Here is a 16053-nt window from a genome sequence, read left to right as displayed (position 1 = left end):
GTTATGAGCGAACAACACGAATACTGTATGGTCTTGAGTACTTCTGGTACAGAGAAGAACCGGGACGAAATCATCAAAGGGCTACTGGAAGGGCAGTTAGCCGCTTGCATTCAGACGATGGCAATAGAGAGTCATTATGTGTGGAAAGGTGAAGTCTGCAGCGACAATGAATGGTTGTTGATCATCAAGACACGCAAAGATCTCTATGCATTAGTAGAAGATAAAATAAAAGACCTGCACGAGTATGAGGTCGCTCAAATCGTACAGGTCCCAATTGTCGAAGGTTTTAACCCGTATTTAGAATGGCTTCGCCAGTCGACGCTGAGTTGTCAGTAAAAGTAACGACACAATTGCTCCCATGGTGTCGCACAACATGTCTTTCTGGGCATCCCATATATCACCCTGTGAACCCAGAAAGGCAATACCCTCTTCACCACCAGCTATTGCCGCATACCACCATTCAATGATTTCGTAACCAGCTGCGAGTGACATAATCGCAAACAACGCAAACCAAGATGCAAATCCGGAACTGATCCTTTTCTTGTTAATTAGATATTCAGCAATAGGATAGGCATACAAGCCGATAGAAAAGTGAGCGACGCGGTCAAAGTTATTACGCTCAGAGCCAATTAAGTTATTAAACCAATCAAATGGGACTTCTGCGAAGGTATATTTTGCGCCGATCGTATGAAGGCATAACCAAATAAACATCAGTACATAGGCTGTGTTACTAAACTGATAGCGAATAGACAGTGCCCAAATGGCAATAAGAATACCTATAGCTGGTACGATTTCCGCGAACCAAACTGCGCGTGAACTTGGCTCGAGAGCAGAATATAGAAAAACGATGGCGTAGAAAATGGTCAAACCCAACAGGGTAGAAGTGCTTTTCATACAGAAATTGATCCTTCAATTAAATACTGACTCTATGATTACACTTAATTGAACGGTGTGCAATTAATAAATTTAACAAGGAGATGATTACTTTTTATGTTGATATATTGCCAAACTGCTCAACAATAAAACGTTTGCGCGTAAACATTTCATTAAAGTTTGATTTACAACATACCCATCCATAGAATTCACCGTTCAGTCTAATAAAAAAGAAGTAAAGTCATGAAACTGGAAACTGTCGATTATCTTGCTGACGATGCTGCTCAACAGTTCGTCACCTCACTGCGCGAAACGGGTTTTGGTGTTCTTAAGAACCATCCAATTCCTCAAGAGCTGGTCGAATCTATTTACAAAAACTGGTACGAGTTTTTCTGCTCAGAGCAAAAGAACGATTTCCACTTCAATGTTGAAACACAAGACGGATATTTTCCACCATCAGTTTCTGAAGTTGCGAAAGGTCATTCAGTCAAAGACATCAAAGAGTACTTTCACGTGTACCCTTGGGGTCAGATGCCAGAACAGCTAAGAGAAGAGATTCTAGAGTACTACGAGCGCGCTAATGCATTCGCTCAAGAACTGCTTGGTTGGGTAGAAGAATACGCACCAAAAGACGTTCAAGAGAAATTCTCAATTGCGCTGTCAGAGATGATTAACAACAGCGATAAAACGCTACTTCGTGTTCTTCACTATCCACCAATGACGGGTGAAGAAGAGCCTGGCGCAATTCGTGCTGCCGCGCACGAAGACATTAACTTACTAACGGTTCTGCCAGCAGCAAACGAACCTGGTCTGCAAGTAATGAGCAAAGAAGGTGACTGGTTAGATGTGCCATGTGACTTCGGTAACTTGATCATTAACATCGGTGATATGCTGCAAGAGGCGTCTGGTGGCTACTTCCCGTCAACAACGCACCGCGTGATTAACCCAACCGGCGGTCGCCAAGAAAAGTCACGTATTTCGCTTCCGCTTTTCTTGCACCCGAAACCAGATACGGTACTTTCAGAGCGTTACACTGCGCACAGCTACCTGATGGAACGTTTAAGAGAATTAGGCGTTATTTAAGTTAACGAGATCTTGCTTCAAAAGGCTGATGGTTTATGACTGTCAGCCTTTTTGTGTTTATGGTACAAATTGACTAGCTTTATATAACAGGTACTTAAACGGTTAGGGGATACATGGACGAACAACTCAATGTTTGCCAAAACAGTCAGCAATACATGGAAAACCCATTATTGTGGCCCATTTTAGACATCCTCAGAAAGCAGCCTTCAAATTGGAAGGTGCATACTTTAGCTCATGAGCTCAGCCAAAAGGGCTACATACAACAGTTAGATGAATCTCCGGATAAAGATCTTTTCAAGCGAAATTTCTTATTAATGAACGCGCTCTATCAATTGCAAGAAACGCTTTATCCCGATGGTTGGTTGCAAGTCGAAGCAATGAATATTGTGCTTATGTCCTCCATAGAAGCCTCTCGCCACAGCGTTGATACCAATGATCCTCTAAGAGAGTATTACCTTGATTGGAAGAACTACGAAGCGGACGAAGGCGAGGTGCGCCGACTACTTAATGATTTCTGGAGTCGATATCAACGTTACATCGGGGGAAATGTCTCTGATGACGTAGACCGAAGTAAAGCACTACATTTGTTTGAGCTAGATGCAGACGCAACCCGCACTGAGATTCGCCGACAATGGCGTAAGCTGGCATTACGTTGGCACCCAGACCGAGAGAACGGTAATGCAGATAGGTTTAGAGTGCTATGCAATGCTTGGAACGTACTTCGAAACGGATAATGAATTCATTTTAAGTTACATTGTCACGTGTTGGGCGTTGTGATTCATACAAGATTAAAAAGGCAGCGTTTATCGCTGCCTTTTGTTAGCTGTTCGTTGGGTATTAACGAGAAGGTTTGAACTGAGACATACGCATACGGTTCAGCGCTGCCATTACGTCCAATGTACGAGGTTTCGCTAAGTCGCCTTGTTTAGGCAAGGTCGCGTACCATTCACCAGTAAGCATGTCTTCGATTTCTTTTGCAGGGTGGTTACACCAACCCGGAAGTTGAGCAATTTGGAACCACAACCAACCAATCGTGTTTACTTCATCCGCTGACTCAAGTTGCTCAAGCGCACTTAGATCTGCGAATTCTTTACCGAAGCGAAGAGAATCTTTGCCTTTTGCATTCACACGGAACTTGCCGTCTGTCAGGATGTTCATTAGCGCTACACGGTTTAACGCACGAGGGCGGAATGTTTGCAAGCTTTCTTCTGACTCGTTGTGGCGCTGAGTCGGATGCTGTGCAATAACTTGCTTCGCTTTTTCTGTTACATCAACTGCTTGGTAATCGTGCATTTGGATAACGGTATCTGCAACGTCTAGGTAGTCACCTGAGCCACCCATAACGATGATGGTCGAGATTTCAAGCTCATCACGCAATTGTCCGATGCGATCTACCAAAGGCGTGATAGGCTCGTCGCCTTTGGCAACCAATGCCTGCATACGTTCATCACGAATCATAAAGTTAGTTGCTGACGTATCTTCATCAATAAGCAGTGAGCTAGCGCCGGCCTCGATAGATTCTTGCAACCAAGCAGCCTGAGAGGTTGAACCAGAAGCGTCTTGCGTAGAGAAATCTGCCGTATCTTTACCCATTGGTAAATGGTTGATGTAGTTAGATAAATTCAAGTGATGAACGCAGCGACCATCTTCTGCACGAATCTTCATCGCGTTCGCATCAGTGACGATGTATTCGCGACCATCACCAGGGATGTGATCGTAAATAGAGCGTTCAATTGCATTTAGCAACGTTGATTTACCATGGAAGCCACCACCAACAATCAATGTGATGCCTTTTGGAATACCCAAACCTGTTACGTAACCTTTGTTTGGCGCATGCAAAGTTACTTGAAGTGACTCTGGCGCTTTAAATTCAACCGCGTCTTTCATCGGCAAGTCACAGTTACCTGCAATACGCGGAAGGATGCTGCCATTCGCCACAAAAGCGACTAGATTGTTTGCTTCAAGTTGCTCGCGCAGAGACGCTTGGTCTTCAACCACTTTACAGTGCTCAATCAATGCGTCTTTGTTCAGCTCGCGCTCTAATGTTGCGCGACGAATAAACTTCGGCAAGTAGAAAGTCAGAATGTTATTCGCTTTTTTGCCAAGAACAGAGCGACCTTCGGCAGGCAGGTTAACACGGAAGCGAAGCTCAATACCTTCTTCAGTGAAAAGTACTGCCGTATTGTCCAAAACGGTTTGACCGCTAAGTGAGATAGCTACGGTATTCTCTTGCTTTGCAAACTCATCAAAGCTACGCGCAATGAAGTCACGAGCTGCACGCTGGAATGCTGGAGATTCATCTTTTAGCCATTCGAGACCGGTCAAAGACCACGCGCGAGTTGCACGTAGGCGAGAAGCAGATGCGTACGGGTCACCTTGTACGTAGTCGATGTACAAGTCGAAATCACCGAAGTCGTATTGACCTTTGATTTGTTGGTATGCGCGGTAGTTCTGCTTTTCGATTTTCTTAAGCGTGGCAGTCAACTGATCCATGAAGATAATGGCCTTTTTATTGGAAGCGGGCGGCGATTATAGAAACCACCGCCAACAGAGTAAAGGAAATGCTTAGGAAGAATAGGTGTATTGACCACCTAATAGGTTTTGATTAAACAAACTTTGTTCGAATTCATTACAAGGCATTGGCTTACCATACAAAAAACCTTGTCCGATATCGCAGCCTTCACCAATTAGAAACTGCTCTTGTTGGCTGGATTCAATACCTTCAATGACAACTTGGAGATCAAGCTTTTTAGCAATATGGATAATGGAACAAATAATGGCTCTGTCATCGTCAGATTTTTCCATCTGCTGAACAAAGCTTTTATCAATTTTAATCGCGTCAAAAGGGTATTTCTTCAGGTAACTGAAAGAGGCATAGCCCGTCCCGAAATCATCTAGTGACAGTGTAACACCAAGCTTGTGTAGTGTATTCAACGTGTTACGTGCAACGACTTCATCTGCGATTAAAGCGCTCTCAGTCACTTCTAGCTCAAGGAAGTGTGCTGGTAGATGGAAGGTTTCAAGTAGATGTTCTATCTGTTCGGCAAAGTTAACGTTTTGCAATTGTATAGGCGAAACATTAACGGCAATTTTGAAGTTATCCACTAACTCAGACCATTGCTTGGCTTTGTCTATGGCTGTGCGTAAAACGAATGAACCCACCTCAAAGATCAAGCCGTTTTGCTCTGCCATATGAATTAGCGCTTCATTTGAGACATCACCTAAGACAGGATGACGCCAACGTAACAGCGCTTCTGCACCTATCCATTTGTGTGTGTGGGGAAGCACCTTAGGTTGGAAGTACAACATCAGGTCATCATTACGAACTGCCTGTAGAAGGTAGCTTTCTAGTTGATTGTGGTTGTTGAGATCTTGCGTATGACTTTCGCAGAAATAATTGTATGACTCGCCAGACTCTTTGCACAACAACATTGCATAGCAAGCATTTTGCAGCAGTTGCTTGGCATGGCTGTTTCGATGAGCTTGGACGACACCAATGTAAGAATGAAGATGCACTTCATTGTCATCGATATAAAAATTGCCAACGCTCACATGAGTAATTTCGTCGAGTAAATGTTGGACTTTCGGCTCGATATCTTCGCCTGAAACAATGAGCACAAGATCGTTGGAGCTTGGTCGCCCTGTGACAAAATAACTGGATTCACTGTGACCAAGACGAAAGCGAAACTCCTTCAATACTTCGTCGAAAGCTTCGAATCCGTATTTGGTTTGGATGCTACGGGCGTTACTGAATCCAATGTTAATCACGACCAAAGATTGCTCGTCATGGTTGATGGACTCAATGACTTCGTCTAGTTGTTCTTCTAAAGCAGCGCGGTTAAGAAAACCAGTGCCTTGGTCATGAGTTTGCTGATAGTTGACTTGTTTCTCGGCAGCTTTGCGTCTGTCGATCTCTTTCGTCAATGAATAACTGAGTTGCGCAAGGTCGGTAGTGCGCGTTTCGACTCTGTTTTTTAATTCGCTATTTAGCCTTACTAATTTGTGTTGCTGGAATACAACCGCAAGTTGCGCCTCGATAGATTCTTTGAAAGAACTTAATAACTCACGGTAGGTGTCGCTGTATTGGTTCTCTTTAGTATCTAGCATACAGATGGTACCGAAGGTTTCACCGTTCGGCCAGTACAAAGGCAGCCCACAATAGGAGATCATACCAAGTTTGATATCCGGGTTGTCTCTCCATTCCTGGTCTTTGAGTGCATTCGAGACCAGGAGTTCGCGCTTGTGTTGAATGACATGTTCACAATACAGACCATGTCCAAGGGCTTCTTTGTCACCCACTTTATAGGGGTTATTTTCCGTTTCGCTAGAGGTATTGACTTCGATATGCTCTGGATGCACACGCATGATAAGCGTAGTGGGAACATCCGCAATGCGGGCTAACAAGTTGACGATGTTTTGCCAACTTCTCCGCATCGAATCGGGGATCTCATAATCCAAGGTTTGCAATGTGCCCATAAAGGTAATCCTTTCCCGTAAGTTCACGTCCTGTGAATGAAAGTCGTTGTAATTTTTATGTGAGCTTATTCTTGTTGTTGAGTAGTTATTTAACCATTCGTTTAGTTTAAGTATAGGGGTGGCAGAACCCGAAACAAAAAAAAGTCCTGAAAACCTTTCAGGACTTTGAAATACTTGGCACTATCTCAGTAGTGAGACGCTAGAATCCAAGTGCAAGCTTATGGATTGAGCGCCTTGAGTGCTTTCATCGATATATCTTGAGAGTAATCGACGCCTTCAAAGTTGAAGCCATTTAGCTTCATAAATTCGTCTTTGAATCCAGCATAGTCACCCACTTGTTTGAAGTTATCTGCGTTCATTTGTGAAAGAAGTTCACTGACTTCTTTCTGAACTTGAGGATCTAACTCCAGATCATCGATTCGAATCAAACGTTCACCATCGACAGGTACTTTTTCTTGGTCGTACAACTTCGTCGTGAACAGACGTTGCACAACGCTCGTGGGTGCCTTTTTCCTTCATCACACGATACAGAGCGAGTAGGTAAGGACTGAGAGCAGGAATAAACACACTCGCTTTTGTGACAAGCGCTTTACACACGGTCGCGTAAGCGCCACCACCAAAGTTTGCCATCTTTATGTTCAATGCATGACTGGTTTGGTGTAAATCTACTTTTGCACGACCTAGCGTGCCATCAAGATAAATTGGGTGTGTGACTTCGGGTCCCATGTAAGAGAAGGCGATCGTTTTGCAGCCTTTTGCCACCGATTCAGAGTTGATCAGCGTATCGATCCAGCTTTCCCAATCTTCTCCGCCCATCACCTTAATTGTTGCTTCAGCTTCCTCCTCTGATGCTGGAGCAAGAGTGGAGTCTATCCACTGATCGTTTTCCAGCATAATCGATGCACCAGTGACAGATTCACCAATAGGTTTGATGACACTGCGCCAAAACTCGTCAGATTCTGCCTTCGGACGAACACCAGTCGCCAAGCTGTAAATGACTAAATCTACTTCACCTTCAAAGTGAGTTTCGATAGCTTCGATTACTTGGTTGCGCACAGAATCAGAAAAAGCATCGCCCACGATGTTTACTGCTGTTCGACCGTGATGAGTCGCTTCTTCTTTAAAGTAAATGTTGTTGTACCAACCAGCACTACCAACGCCCTTATCAGATGGTCCACGCTCGAATGAAACGCCGATCGTGTCGGCCTCAGCGCCGCCAAAGGTGAGGGCGATGCGAGCAGCCAATCCGAAGCCGGAAGACGCACCGATGATCAAAACCCGTTTGGGACCATGTTGGATCTGCGGAGCTTGTTTTACGTAATTAATTTGCTCTTTGATGGAAGCGCGGCACCCATACGGATGTGCCGATCGAGCTACAACACCTTGAATTAACGGTTCTATTTGCATTGTTATTATCTAACCTTGGTGAATAAGATGCCGAGTAGAGTAACGTAAAGTTTGGTAAAACTTATTGAGCTAGACCATCAAAATTAGAGATGTTTAACCAATTCTTGCGCAACGAAGTCTGCGATAAAAGGCTGAGCTTCTGGTTTTGGGTGCAGACCATCATCCATCATCCATTCAGGTTTAATGATGACGTGCTCTAAGAAGAAGGGCATCAGAGCCACTTTTTGGTGTTCAGCAAGCTTAGGGTAAATATCGTAGAACATATCGCTATAGCGCTTACCGTAGTTTGGTGGCACACGGATTTGCATCATCACAACATCCGCACCAGAATCTTTGATCATGGTAATCATTTTCGATAAGTTCGACGTAATAAGTTTAGGTGGGAATCCACGAAGACCATCGTTGGCACCGAGTTCAATAAGCACAACGTCAGGAGTGTGCTGTTCAAGGAGAGCTGGCAAACGCGCAAGACCGTTACCTGTGGTGTCCCCTGAGATACTGCCATTTACAACTTTTACATCTTGACCATGTTCTAGTAACGCATCAGGAAGTAAGCTAGGCCAACTCTCTTCGATTGGCATTTGATAGCCAGCGCTTAGGCTGTCACCCAAAACAAGCAACTTTTCGTTCGCCTGCGCAGAAACGGAAAGACAGAAAAAAAGAACTAAGGAAAGTATACGAATCATGCAAACACCTGTACTTAAAGCACCTATTGTTCAAGCTAATTTAGTTTCTAAACAAGTCTCTACTAATCAAGAACATTTAACAATCCTTAAAAATGTAAATGTCGACATTAGAAAGGGCGAGAAGATTGCCATTGTTGGTACCTCTGGCGCGGGAAAGTCTACATTGATGACACTGCTCGCTGGATTAGATACACCAACCTCAGGCGAAATCACCTTATTAGGGCATGAGCTTTCAAAGTTAGACGATGAAGCTCGTGCAAAAATTCGTGCGGACTCGTTGGGCTTCGTATTTCAAAGCTTTCTTCTAATTCCAAGTTTGAGCGCATTACGAAATGTCACGTTACCTTGTCTTCTACGTGGTGAAGCTGAAGATGATGCAAGAGCAAAAGCATTGCTGACAGCGGTTGGGCTGGAAAAGCGTCTCGACCACTTACCAAGTCAATTGTCGGGGGGAGAACAACAGCGTGTCGCTCTTGCACGGGCATTTATGACTCAGCCAGAACTGCTGTTTGCCGATGAACCAACGGGAAACCTCGACCATCAAACCGCCGAAAGAGTTATCGAGCTTCTGTTTGATTTGAATGAACAGCATGGCACAACGTTAATACTGGTTACTCACGACAGTCATTTAGCCAGTCGTTGTGACCGTGTATATCGAATGGAAGCAGGCGAGTTGCAGGAGGAGGTGATATGTCCGTGATCTCTTCAAGTGAGCAAGACTCAACTCAGATGCCTAAGCAGGCTAAACAATCGCCAAACAAAAGCTTAGTACGTTGGAGTCTCGGTGAAATCCGTCAAGGAAACCTATGGCCGATCAGTGTTGCCTTGATTCTCGTGATTGCCAGTATTTTTGCGCTCTCGGCTCTGGCAGAAAGAATGGAGCAGGTGATCGTTAAGCAAGGTAAAGATGCGTTAACAGCTGATGCTGTTTTTGTGTCTGCTAATCCTATACCAAATACTTTGTTGGCTGCTACCGACGAGATGCCACGCTCTACCATGACACGATTCGCTACCATGGCATTCAGTGATACTGGCATGCAGCTTATCTCTGTTCGTGCCGTTGATGAGCAGTACCCTCTGATGGGGGAATTAGTCTTGGACAATAACTCAGCCGGCCACGTCAAAGAAAACCAGCTATGGCTTGATGAACGCATCATGGCGCAGCTTGATGTTAAAAAGGGTGACGCTGTCACTATTGGTGATGCGGACTTTATCGTTTCAGGTGCAGTTTTGATGGAACCAGGTTTGAGCTTTAACCCATTCCAACAAATGCCTTCAGCCTATATTCATCAAAGCGATGTTGAAAAAACAGGGGCAATCCAGTTGGGGAGCCGTGTTCAATATCGTTTGTTTTTAAAAGGCGACGATGCAACATTAACGCAACTGCAAGACAGTACTGAATTGTCACCAAGTGATCGCTGGAGAACGCAAGATACTGCAAGTCGAAGTAACGAAGTCTTCGAACGAACAACTCAATACCTGTCTTTGACGGTTGCTATTGTTATCATCATGGCGGCAACGACGTTGGTTTTGACTTGCCAAAGCTACGTGAACAGCCGGACGCAAACCATCGCAATGTTGAAAAGCTTGGGGGCGAGTCGCCGCTGGATTGAAAAGTGGCTTTTGATTCAAGTCACCATTTTGCTGCTTAGTGCCAGTATTGTTGGTCTGCTACTAGGTAGTGGTTTGGAGTATTTGTTGCGAATTCCCCTCAGGGATTTGTTGCCTAATCCACTGCCTGGTTACGGTGTCACTCCGGTCTTGATTTCAGTTGTATCAGCGGTTCTTATTACTGTTCCAGCGCTTGGGATTCCCTTACTCGGGTTAATCAAAACACCTGCTCTAGAAGTTCTTCAACAAGGTTCTGGCAAACGCTCTTGGAAACGCATGTGGCTTATCTTAGTGCCAGTCGTGCCTTTGCTTATCCTTTATGCAAACAACACTCTGGTTTGGATTGTACTTGCGGGCATTGCGATGTTATTTGTCGTGCTTGCGGCAACGAGCGTTGCGCTTACTAAGTTATTTGCTCGAGTTTCTACTCGACCAGCAATGAAACTTGCACTCAGTCGAATCAATCGCACACCAGTCACCAGTGGTTTGCAGTTTGGCGCTTTATCGCTTTCTCTGATGTTACTTTCGATAATTTGGTTAGTACGTAGCGATATTCTTGCTGATTGGTCGAGAACACTTCCTGCGGACGCACCTAACGTATTTGCTTTGAATATCGCTGATTACGAACTAGACAGTTATCTAGAAACATTGGACAAAAACAACGTGACGCGGTCACGAGCCTTCCCAATCATTCGTGGTCGATTAGCAGAAATTAATGATGTAAGCGTTAAAGAGATTAAATCAGAGGGGCAAGGCTCAGATGCCGTGAGTCGTGAACTTAACCTCACTTGGGGGGAGACACTTCCTGAGTACAACGATGTCATATCTGGTGAGTGGAAAAACAAAGCCAGTGTATCGGTAGAAGCACAGGTTGCAGATGAACTGGGTATCGAACTTGGTGACAAATTGCGGTTTGTCATTAACAGCCAAAACTTCGATGCCACTGTTGATAGCATTCGACATGTTGAGTGGCGTGATATGAAGCCTAACTTCTATTTCATCTTTTCGTCTGACGTGATGGCAAGCTTACCAGGCTCTTATTTGATCAGTTATCGTATCGACGATGATAACAATGCATTGTTGACGTCGATGTCGCGTGCACATCCGACGGTCTCCGTACTCGATATTCGAACCATGGGTGACAAAATCCAAACACTTATCCAACAGATTGTATCGGCAATCACCATATTGGCATTGCTTGGTGTAGTGGCTGGTCTTTTGCTGATATTTACATTGCTTCGTTTGAGTTTGTCTCAACGCCAGCAGGAAATTCGACTCTATCGAACATTGGGGTCAAGTAAGAAGCGTATCAACACTACGCTATGGGCTGAATACGGCATTATGGCAATGGTGGCGAGTGGCGTTGCAGTGTTTGCAGCAGAGGTCTGTGTCGCTGCTGTGATGAAATATGGCTTTGAGCTTAATGCGCAGATCCACCCTGAATTGTGGATAGCTTTACCTTTCGCGACGTTTGTTGTTCTTGCTTTAGTGGTAATGAGCCTTTTGAAAAGATTGTTAACGCCAGTAAACACTTAATTAGCCTCCGTTTAACTACCGCGGATGCACTCCATGACAGTTTTATTTTAGTTATCCACAAAAACGGTGGATAACTTTTGGGATAACTGAGTCGTTAGTAAAGTGGGGTGTTTCCGCAGGCTTTATGCCATGGGTGTTAGCGTAAAAATATTATTCACACAGGGTCAAAAACACGCTTTCCTAACAACCTCGTCAAGCACTTTTTTCGGAAATTTTTTGCTCTCAAAAGTAACTTTTGACGTATACCGTTAACAAACGCAAACCCATGAACTTTTTGTGATTTTAATCATACTCAAACCCGAGTAGAATCGACACTAAGTAAAGATTTCTCCTTATAAAATTTTCAGTGAAGCAATGAAGTCTGAGTTTCCAAATCGTAAAGATAAACACATCGCTATCGTTGGTGGTGGCGTAGCAGGTTCAACTGCTGCGATTCACTTTGCCGAGTTAGGTTTTAAAGTGTCCGTAATCGAAAAAGGGGTATCGTTGGTGAATGGTCCCCCAATATGCCATTTGCATGCCGGCGGCAACCTGTATCGAGAGATTTCTGAACAACAATGTTTAGATCTTCTAACCCAGTCTATTGAGACGATTCGCTTGTATCCCCATTCACTGAATATTCGTCCGACAATTATTGCTGTTCCGTATTCAGACGGTGGTGATCCAGAAACTTTGTTACCACGACTGGAAGTGATTAAACGTGCTTACCAAACGCTGGTTGCCCAAGACGCTCGAAACCAAGTTCTAGGTGAACCTGATGAGTACTACAAACTCTACTCGAAGGAAGCGTTACTACAACTTGCGAGCCAAGCTCAACCAGAACAGCCTCAAAGCATTGATGAATGGTGCATCCCATTTGCTCAGCATGCCGATCTAGATGAGCTTAAATACCCGGTTGTGGCGGTTCAAGAGTATGGTTGGAGCGTATTCCGTCTTGCTGCAATCGCGAACATGACTTTAGAGCAGATGCCAAGCGTCGATGTAATTACACAAGCGGAATTGGTGGAGTCTCATTGGAATGGTTCTGCTTGGACTTTGGCTTATACAAAAGATGGCTCTGAACATGCGTTGAACTGCGACTTCTTAGTGAATGCGTGCGGTTTTGAAACCGGAGTCGTGGACGACAAGGTAGGTGTCCGGCGTGAACGTCTTGTTGAGTTTAAGGCAGCATACGTCACTCGTTGGAACGAATGTACTCAACAATGGCCAGAGGTTATTTTCCATGGTCCTCGTGGTACTGATAAGGGCATGGCTCAATTAACACCTTATGGCGATGGTTATTTTCAACTACATGGGATGACCAAAGGTATTACGTTGTTTGACGATGGTTTAGTCGAAAGTTCACAGGCTTCTGCGCAGCCAGAACTACCGACAAGTTTGTTATCGAAAATACGACATGGTTGGCGTCAAGAGATACTTGATGAGCGTACCGACAATGCGATAGCACACATGGCGCAGTTCATTCCAGACTATCATACGGCAGTAAGAGGTGGTAAGGCGTTATTTGGTGCTCAGCAGATCCCAGGGACAGATCCAGTACTGCGAGCCGCGGACGTCACGTTTGAAGAAAATAACTACGCGCGTATCGAAGTGGTTAAAGCGTCGTCTACATTACTCGCTGCGCAGAAAATGGCGCAATATTGGTTTGATATTGAACCTAGCGATAACGTCGAGCAGCAGCATCCTGTGACTGTCCATTGGACTGATCAAGAAGTAGAGGATTGTGCGATCAAACTGACCTATGAGCGTGGTTATCCGCAAGCATTAGCAGAGCGCTACGGTATGTAACATCCGCGCTTGATACTAAACTACAAGAAGGGCTCAATAACCAAAAAATTGAGCCCACTGACACCATACATCTTGTAGACCTTGTCTATCTCCTCGTATAAAGCTCACGGATTGTCCCGGTTTTGCCTGAGCCAAGCGCGGCAAATCAATCCTAGCGACGCAGCCAAACTTAGGATACCCCCCAATAGTCTGATGATCATTTAACAAAATGATTGGTTTCCCGTCGTTTGGTATTTGGATAGACCCAAGCGCAATACCCTCAGATAAAATGCCATCGTAAGGAGGAGTGATAGTTTCACCTTCTAGGCGATAACCCATGCGATTCGAGTTTGGCGATATTTCAAATATCGTGGAATAGAAACGGTCGATCGTTTCTTGAGAGAAGTCGTTGTATTGATAACCCTCAATAACGCGAAGCTTGATAGGAAGGTTATAATCAGGTTTAAAACGAAAAGTCATTTGCTTGGGCTTTCGGCTAGGGAGTGCGTGTGGGTTGAAACTTAAGATGTCTCCAGCTTTCAATGCCAAGCCATTTTGTTCGATGCCTCCTAAGGATTCTCTTAATACTGTTGATGAACTCCCTAAATGTTTCTCGACATTAAAACCGCCTTTCACGGCTAAGTAAGCTCGAAGACCATTGCGTGGCATTCCAAACTTAAGTGTTTGTCCTTTTTTTAACGAAAAGTCAGACCAATTGGTGAGTGCTATTCCGTCAATAGAAGCGTTTAAATCGCCCCCACAAATAGAAAGGTGACAGTCTTCTAGTGCTTTGAAGCTGGCATTCCCAAGCGTAATTTCAATGACTGAGCAATTTACAGGATTCTTTAATAGATGATTTGCCCAACTGTAAGCGTAATCATCAACCGGACCGCCTTGCGTAATACCAATATGAGCGAGCCCAAAACGACCGAAATCTTGAATCAATGAGAGTGGACCTGGTTTCTCTACGATTAAACCTGAAAAGCTCATAATTTGCCCCCTAAATTGATGTATTCCTGTCTTGTGATTGAACCAAAAGTGACCTTGTCACCAACTTCAAAAGGAATAAATGGAGGCGTATCAGTGAACAACGAGATGGGTGTTCGACCTATGATGTTCCAGCCTCCAGGGCTATCTGAAGGGTAGACAGCGGTTTTACTGTCCGCTATCGCGACGCTGCCGGCTGGAACGTGAGTGCGGGGGGTATTGTGTCGTGGCATGTGTAATGCCTTTGGTAAGTCTGAAAGAAACGCGAACCCTGGCGCAAAGCCGATTGCTGATACCGTGTAAACCGTTTTGGTATGCAGCTCGATCAATTCAGCCAACGGCAAACCAGCATCGTTGAATCGTTCTAAATCGAGCGCGGTCTCTTCTGAGTAGTAAACCGGAATGGAAATGTAGTTAGGTTGCTTATTATCCATCGAGCGGACATCAAAACGAGTAACGAGTTGGTTCAATTCTTTGAGGATGATGGATTCGTTAATTCTAAAGGGCAGGTAATCGATCAAAATAGTTCGGTATGACGGAACAACATTCATGATAATGAGGTTAAGTTTATCGGCAATCTGATGTGCTAACTCACCAATGTGTTCGACGGTCACCGCTTCATGAAAGCGAATCAGAATACTGCATTCAGAGATAGGAGAGATTGAAAACTGCCCTTGATTCATTAATTTCCTCCGGTGTAGAGACTTTGGCGAATCTTTTTAATCAATGCGATGGATTCGTCATTATCTCCGTGGACACAAATTGTGTCAGCTTCTAACAAAATATATTGACCCGATGCCGTTTTGACTCTTCCTGATTCAGCAAGCATTTTGACTTGTTCTAATATAGCGTGTTCGCTGTTTAAGACCGCATTAGGTTGTGTTCTGGGGGTTAGCATTCCATCATCTTGATACAGACGGTCCGCAAAGGCTTCAAATAACAGAGGTACATCAAAATCATCTGCTATTTCGAGATACTTTTCATTTTCTTGAGAGGCGAGGATCATTAGTGGAACTTTAAAAAGTGCCGCTGCTTTCACTACGGCGAGAAAAACGCCATCGCTTTGCATCATATCGTTATAAAGCGCACCATGGGGTTTGATATATCCTATGTCGGTATACTGCGCTTTGCACAAAGCTTGTAACGCGCCAACTTGATAAATCACCATGTTGGTAATTTCATCATTGGTCATTTTTAAGCTCCGACGACCAAAGCCTTGTAGGTCGGGATAACCAGGATGAGCACCAATTTCAACGTCGTGTTGGTTAGCGAGAGTAATCGTATCGTGCATGACATTAGGATCAGATGCGTGAAATCCACAAGCGATGTTCGCCATGTCAATGTGAGGCATTACACTCTCATCGGCACCCATTTTCCACGCGCCAAAGCTTTCGCCCATGTCGCAATTCAGTGTCAGTTGCTGGTTATTCAATGTCATACGTTTATAAAAGTCCAAAGTATGCTTTAAAAATGCAGGAAATTACGTTTAAGTTCAGTGACTAACTTCATTCTTCAAGAAGAAGATTATCAAATGAAATGGTGAAAAGATCGTCGTGTTCTTTGAAATGATCCGAAATTTTAAGAAAATCATGACTAATCAGTCTAATAATTGAGATTTACGGCTTCA

13 protein-coding genes and 1 pseudogene are annotated in these 16053 nt (G+C 44.3%); 6 read left to right on the top strand and 8 right to left on the bottom strand.

Annotation, left to right across the window (positions count from 1 at the left end; translation table 11 throughout):
* The first annotated feature begins 3 nt into the window (after positions 1-3).
* On the top strand, positions 4-336 hold the full coding sequence (cutA, locus tag QMY49_RS24430) for a divalent-cation tolerance protein CutA (RefSeq protein WP_017189039.1): 333 nt from the start codon (positions 4-6) through the stop codon (positions 334-336).
* Here cutA and QMY49_RS24425 read toward each other — a convergent pair.
* Entirely contained in the window at positions 298-894 is a 597-nt protein-coding gene (locus QMY49_RS24425) for a DUF2238 domain-containing protein (protein WP_283314951.1), read from the bottom strand. The two genes, cutA and QMY49_RS24425, sit on opposite strands and share 39 nt — an antisense overlap.
* A 222-nt stretch (positions 895-1116) precedes the next feature.
* Here QMY49_RS24425 and QMY49_RS24420 point away from each other — a divergent pair, with 222 nt between their 5' ends.
* Together QMY49_RS24420 and QMY49_RS24415 are read left to right on the top strand one after the other, a co-directional pair.
* Positions 1117-1956 (top strand): isopenicillin N synthase family dioxygenase, encoded by an 840-nt coding sequence (locus tag QMY49_RS24420; RefSeq protein WP_005451765.1) that lies wholly within the window; start codon positions 1117-1119, stop codon positions 1954-1956.
* A gap of 113 nt (positions 1957-2069) precedes the next feature.
* Entirely contained in the window at positions 2070-2690 is a 621-nt protein-coding gene (locus QMY49_RS24415; protein WP_283314949.1) for a DNA-J related domain-containing protein, read from the top strand.
* A 103-nt stretch (positions 2691-2793) separates the two neighbouring features.
* On the opposite strand, the gene QMY49_RS24410 is transcribed toward QMY49_RS24415, so the two are convergent.
* From QMY49_RS24410 to tesA, 4 genes and pseudogenes are all read right to left on the bottom strand, one after another.
* Positions 2794-4449 (bottom strand): ABC-ATPase domain-containing protein, encoded by a 1656-nt coding sequence (locus tag QMY49_RS24410; protein ID WP_283314946.1) that lies wholly within the window; start codon positions 4447-4449, stop codon positions 2794-2796.
* A 72-nt stretch (positions 4450-4521) separates the two neighbouring features.
* Positions 4522-6432, bottom strand: coding sequence for a bifunctional diguanylate cyclase/phosphodiesterase (locus QMY49_RS24405; RefSeq protein ID WP_283314943.1), 1911 nt, complete (start codon positions 6430-6432; stop codon positions 4522-4524).
* Between the two features lie 218 nt (positions 6433-6650).
* Positions 6651-7839 (bottom strand): annotated as a pseudogene (fabV, locus tag QMY49_RS24400) (enoyl-ACP reductase FabV).
* A gap of 83 nt (positions 7840-7922) precedes the next feature.
* A complete protein-coding gene (gene tesA / locus QMY49_RS24395; RefSeq protein ID WP_005451772.1) occupies positions 7923-8525 on the bottom strand; it encodes a multifunctional acyl-CoA thioesterase I/protease I/lysophospholipase L1 in 603 nt (200 codons plus the stop codon).
* Here tesA and QMY49_RS24390 point away from each other — a divergent pair.
* The 3 genes from QMY49_RS24390 to QMY49_RS24380 all read left to right on the top strand — a co-directional run bounded on the left by QMY49_RS24390 (position 8524) and on the right by QMY49_RS24380 (position 13460).
* A complete protein-coding gene (locus QMY49_RS24390; RefSeq protein ID WP_005451774.1) occupies positions 8524-9225 on the top strand; it encodes an ABC transporter ATP-binding protein in 702 nt (233 codons plus the stop codon). The two genes, tesA and QMY49_RS24390, sit on opposite strands and share 2 nt — an antisense overlap.
* On the top strand, positions 9216-11672 hold the full coding sequence (locus QMY49_RS24385; protein WP_283314940.1) for an ABC transporter permease: 2457 nt from the start codon (positions 9216-9218) through the stop codon (positions 11670-11672). The genes QMY49_RS24390 and QMY49_RS24385 overlap by 10 nt, the downstream gene beginning before the upstream one ends.
* Before the next feature lie 354 nt (positions 11673-12026).
* Complete coding sequence (locus tag QMY49_RS24380; protein ID WP_283314939.1) at positions 12027-13460, top strand: FAD-dependent oxidoreductase; 1434 nt, start codon at positions 12027-12029, stop codon at positions 13458-13460.
* A gap of 33 nt (positions 13461-13493) precedes the next feature.
* Here the strand turns inward: QMY49_RS24380 and QMY49_RS24375 are convergent, their stop codons facing one another.
* Genes QMY49_RS24375 through QMY49_RS24365 form a run of 3 tightly spaced genes read right to left on the bottom strand, consistent with a single transcriptional unit; the run spans position 13494 to position 15864 of the window.
* Positions 13494-14429 (bottom strand): 5-oxoprolinase subunit C family protein, encoded by a 936-nt coding sequence (locus QMY49_RS24375; protein WP_283314937.1) that lies wholly within the window; start codon positions 14427-14429, stop codon positions 13494-13496.
* Positions 14426-15109 carry a 5-oxoprolinase subunit B family protein gene (locus QMY49_RS24370; protein ID WP_017819609.1) on the bottom strand — a complete coding sequence of 228 codons (684 nt, stop codon included), beginning with the start codon at positions 15107-15109 and terminating at the stop codon, positions 14426-14428. The genes QMY49_RS24375 and QMY49_RS24370 overlap by 4 nt, the downstream gene beginning before the upstream one ends.
* Positions 15109-15864: a 5-oxoprolinase subunit PxpA gene (locus QMY49_RS24365; RefSeq protein WP_009696681.1), complete on the bottom strand. Its 756-nt coding sequence runs from the start codon at positions 15862-15864 to the stop codon at positions 15109-15111. The genes QMY49_RS24370 and QMY49_RS24365 overlap by 1 nt, the downstream gene beginning before the upstream one ends.
* Between the last annotated feature and the right edge of the window lie 189 nt (positions 15865-16053).

The organism is Vibrio harveyi (assembly GCF_030060435.1).
Taxonomy (GTDB): Bacteria; Pseudomonadota; Gammaproteobacteria; order Enterobacterales; family Vibrionaceae; genus Vibrio; species Vibrio harveyi.
Note: the sequence above shows the minus strand (reverse complement) of the source record. Positions and strands in the feature narration are given on the sequence as shown.

Coding starts and splice junctions, on each gene's coding strand:
- cutA (WP_017189039.1), top strand. CDS start 4: ATGAGCGAACAACACGAATACTGTATGGTCTTGAGTACTTCTGGTACA.
- QMY49_RS24425 (WP_283314951.1), bottom strand. CDS start 894: ATGAAAAGCACTTCTACCCTGTTGGGTTTGACCATTTTCTACGCCATC.
- QMY49_RS24420 (WP_005451765.1), top strand. CDS start 1,117: ATGAAACTGGAAACTGTCGATTATCTTGCTGACGATGCTGCTCAACAG.
- QMY49_RS24415 (WP_283314949.1), top strand. CDS start 2,070: ATGGACGAACAACTCAATGTTTGCCAAAACAGTCAGCAATACATGGAA.
- QMY49_RS24410 (WP_283314946.1), bottom strand. CDS start 4,449: ATGGATCAGTTGACTGCCACGCTTAAGAAAATCGAAAAGCAGAACTAC.
- QMY49_RS24405 (WP_283314943.1), bottom strand. CDS start 6,432: ATGGGCACATTGCAAACCTTGGATTATGAGATCCCCGATTCGATGCGG.
- QMY49_RS24390 (WP_005451774.1), top strand. CDS start 8,524: ATGCAAACACCTGTACTTAAAGCACCTATTGTTCAAGCTAATTTAGTT.
- tesA (WP_005451772.1), bottom strand. CDS start 8,525: ATGATTCGTATACTTTCCTTAGTTCTTTTTTTCTGTCTTTCCGTTTCT.
- QMY49_RS24385 (WP_283314940.1), top strand. CDS start 9,216: ATGTCCGTGATCTCTTCAAGTGAGCAAGACTCAACTCAGATGCCTAAG.
- QMY49_RS24380 (WP_283314939.1), top strand. CDS start 12,027: ATGAAGTCTGAGTTTCCAAATCGTAAAGATAAACACATCGCTATCGTT.
- QMY49_RS24375 (WP_283314937.1), bottom strand. CDS start 14,429: ATGAGCTTTTCAGGTTTAATCGTAGAGAAACCAGGTCCACTCTCATTG.
- QMY49_RS24370 (WP_017819609.1), bottom strand. CDS start 15,109: ATGAATCAAGGGCAGTTTTCAATCTCTCCTATCTCTGAATGCAGTATT.
- QMY49_RS24365 (WP_009696681.1), bottom strand. CDS start 15,864: ATGACATTGAATAACCAGCAACTGACACTGAATTGCGACATGGGCGAA.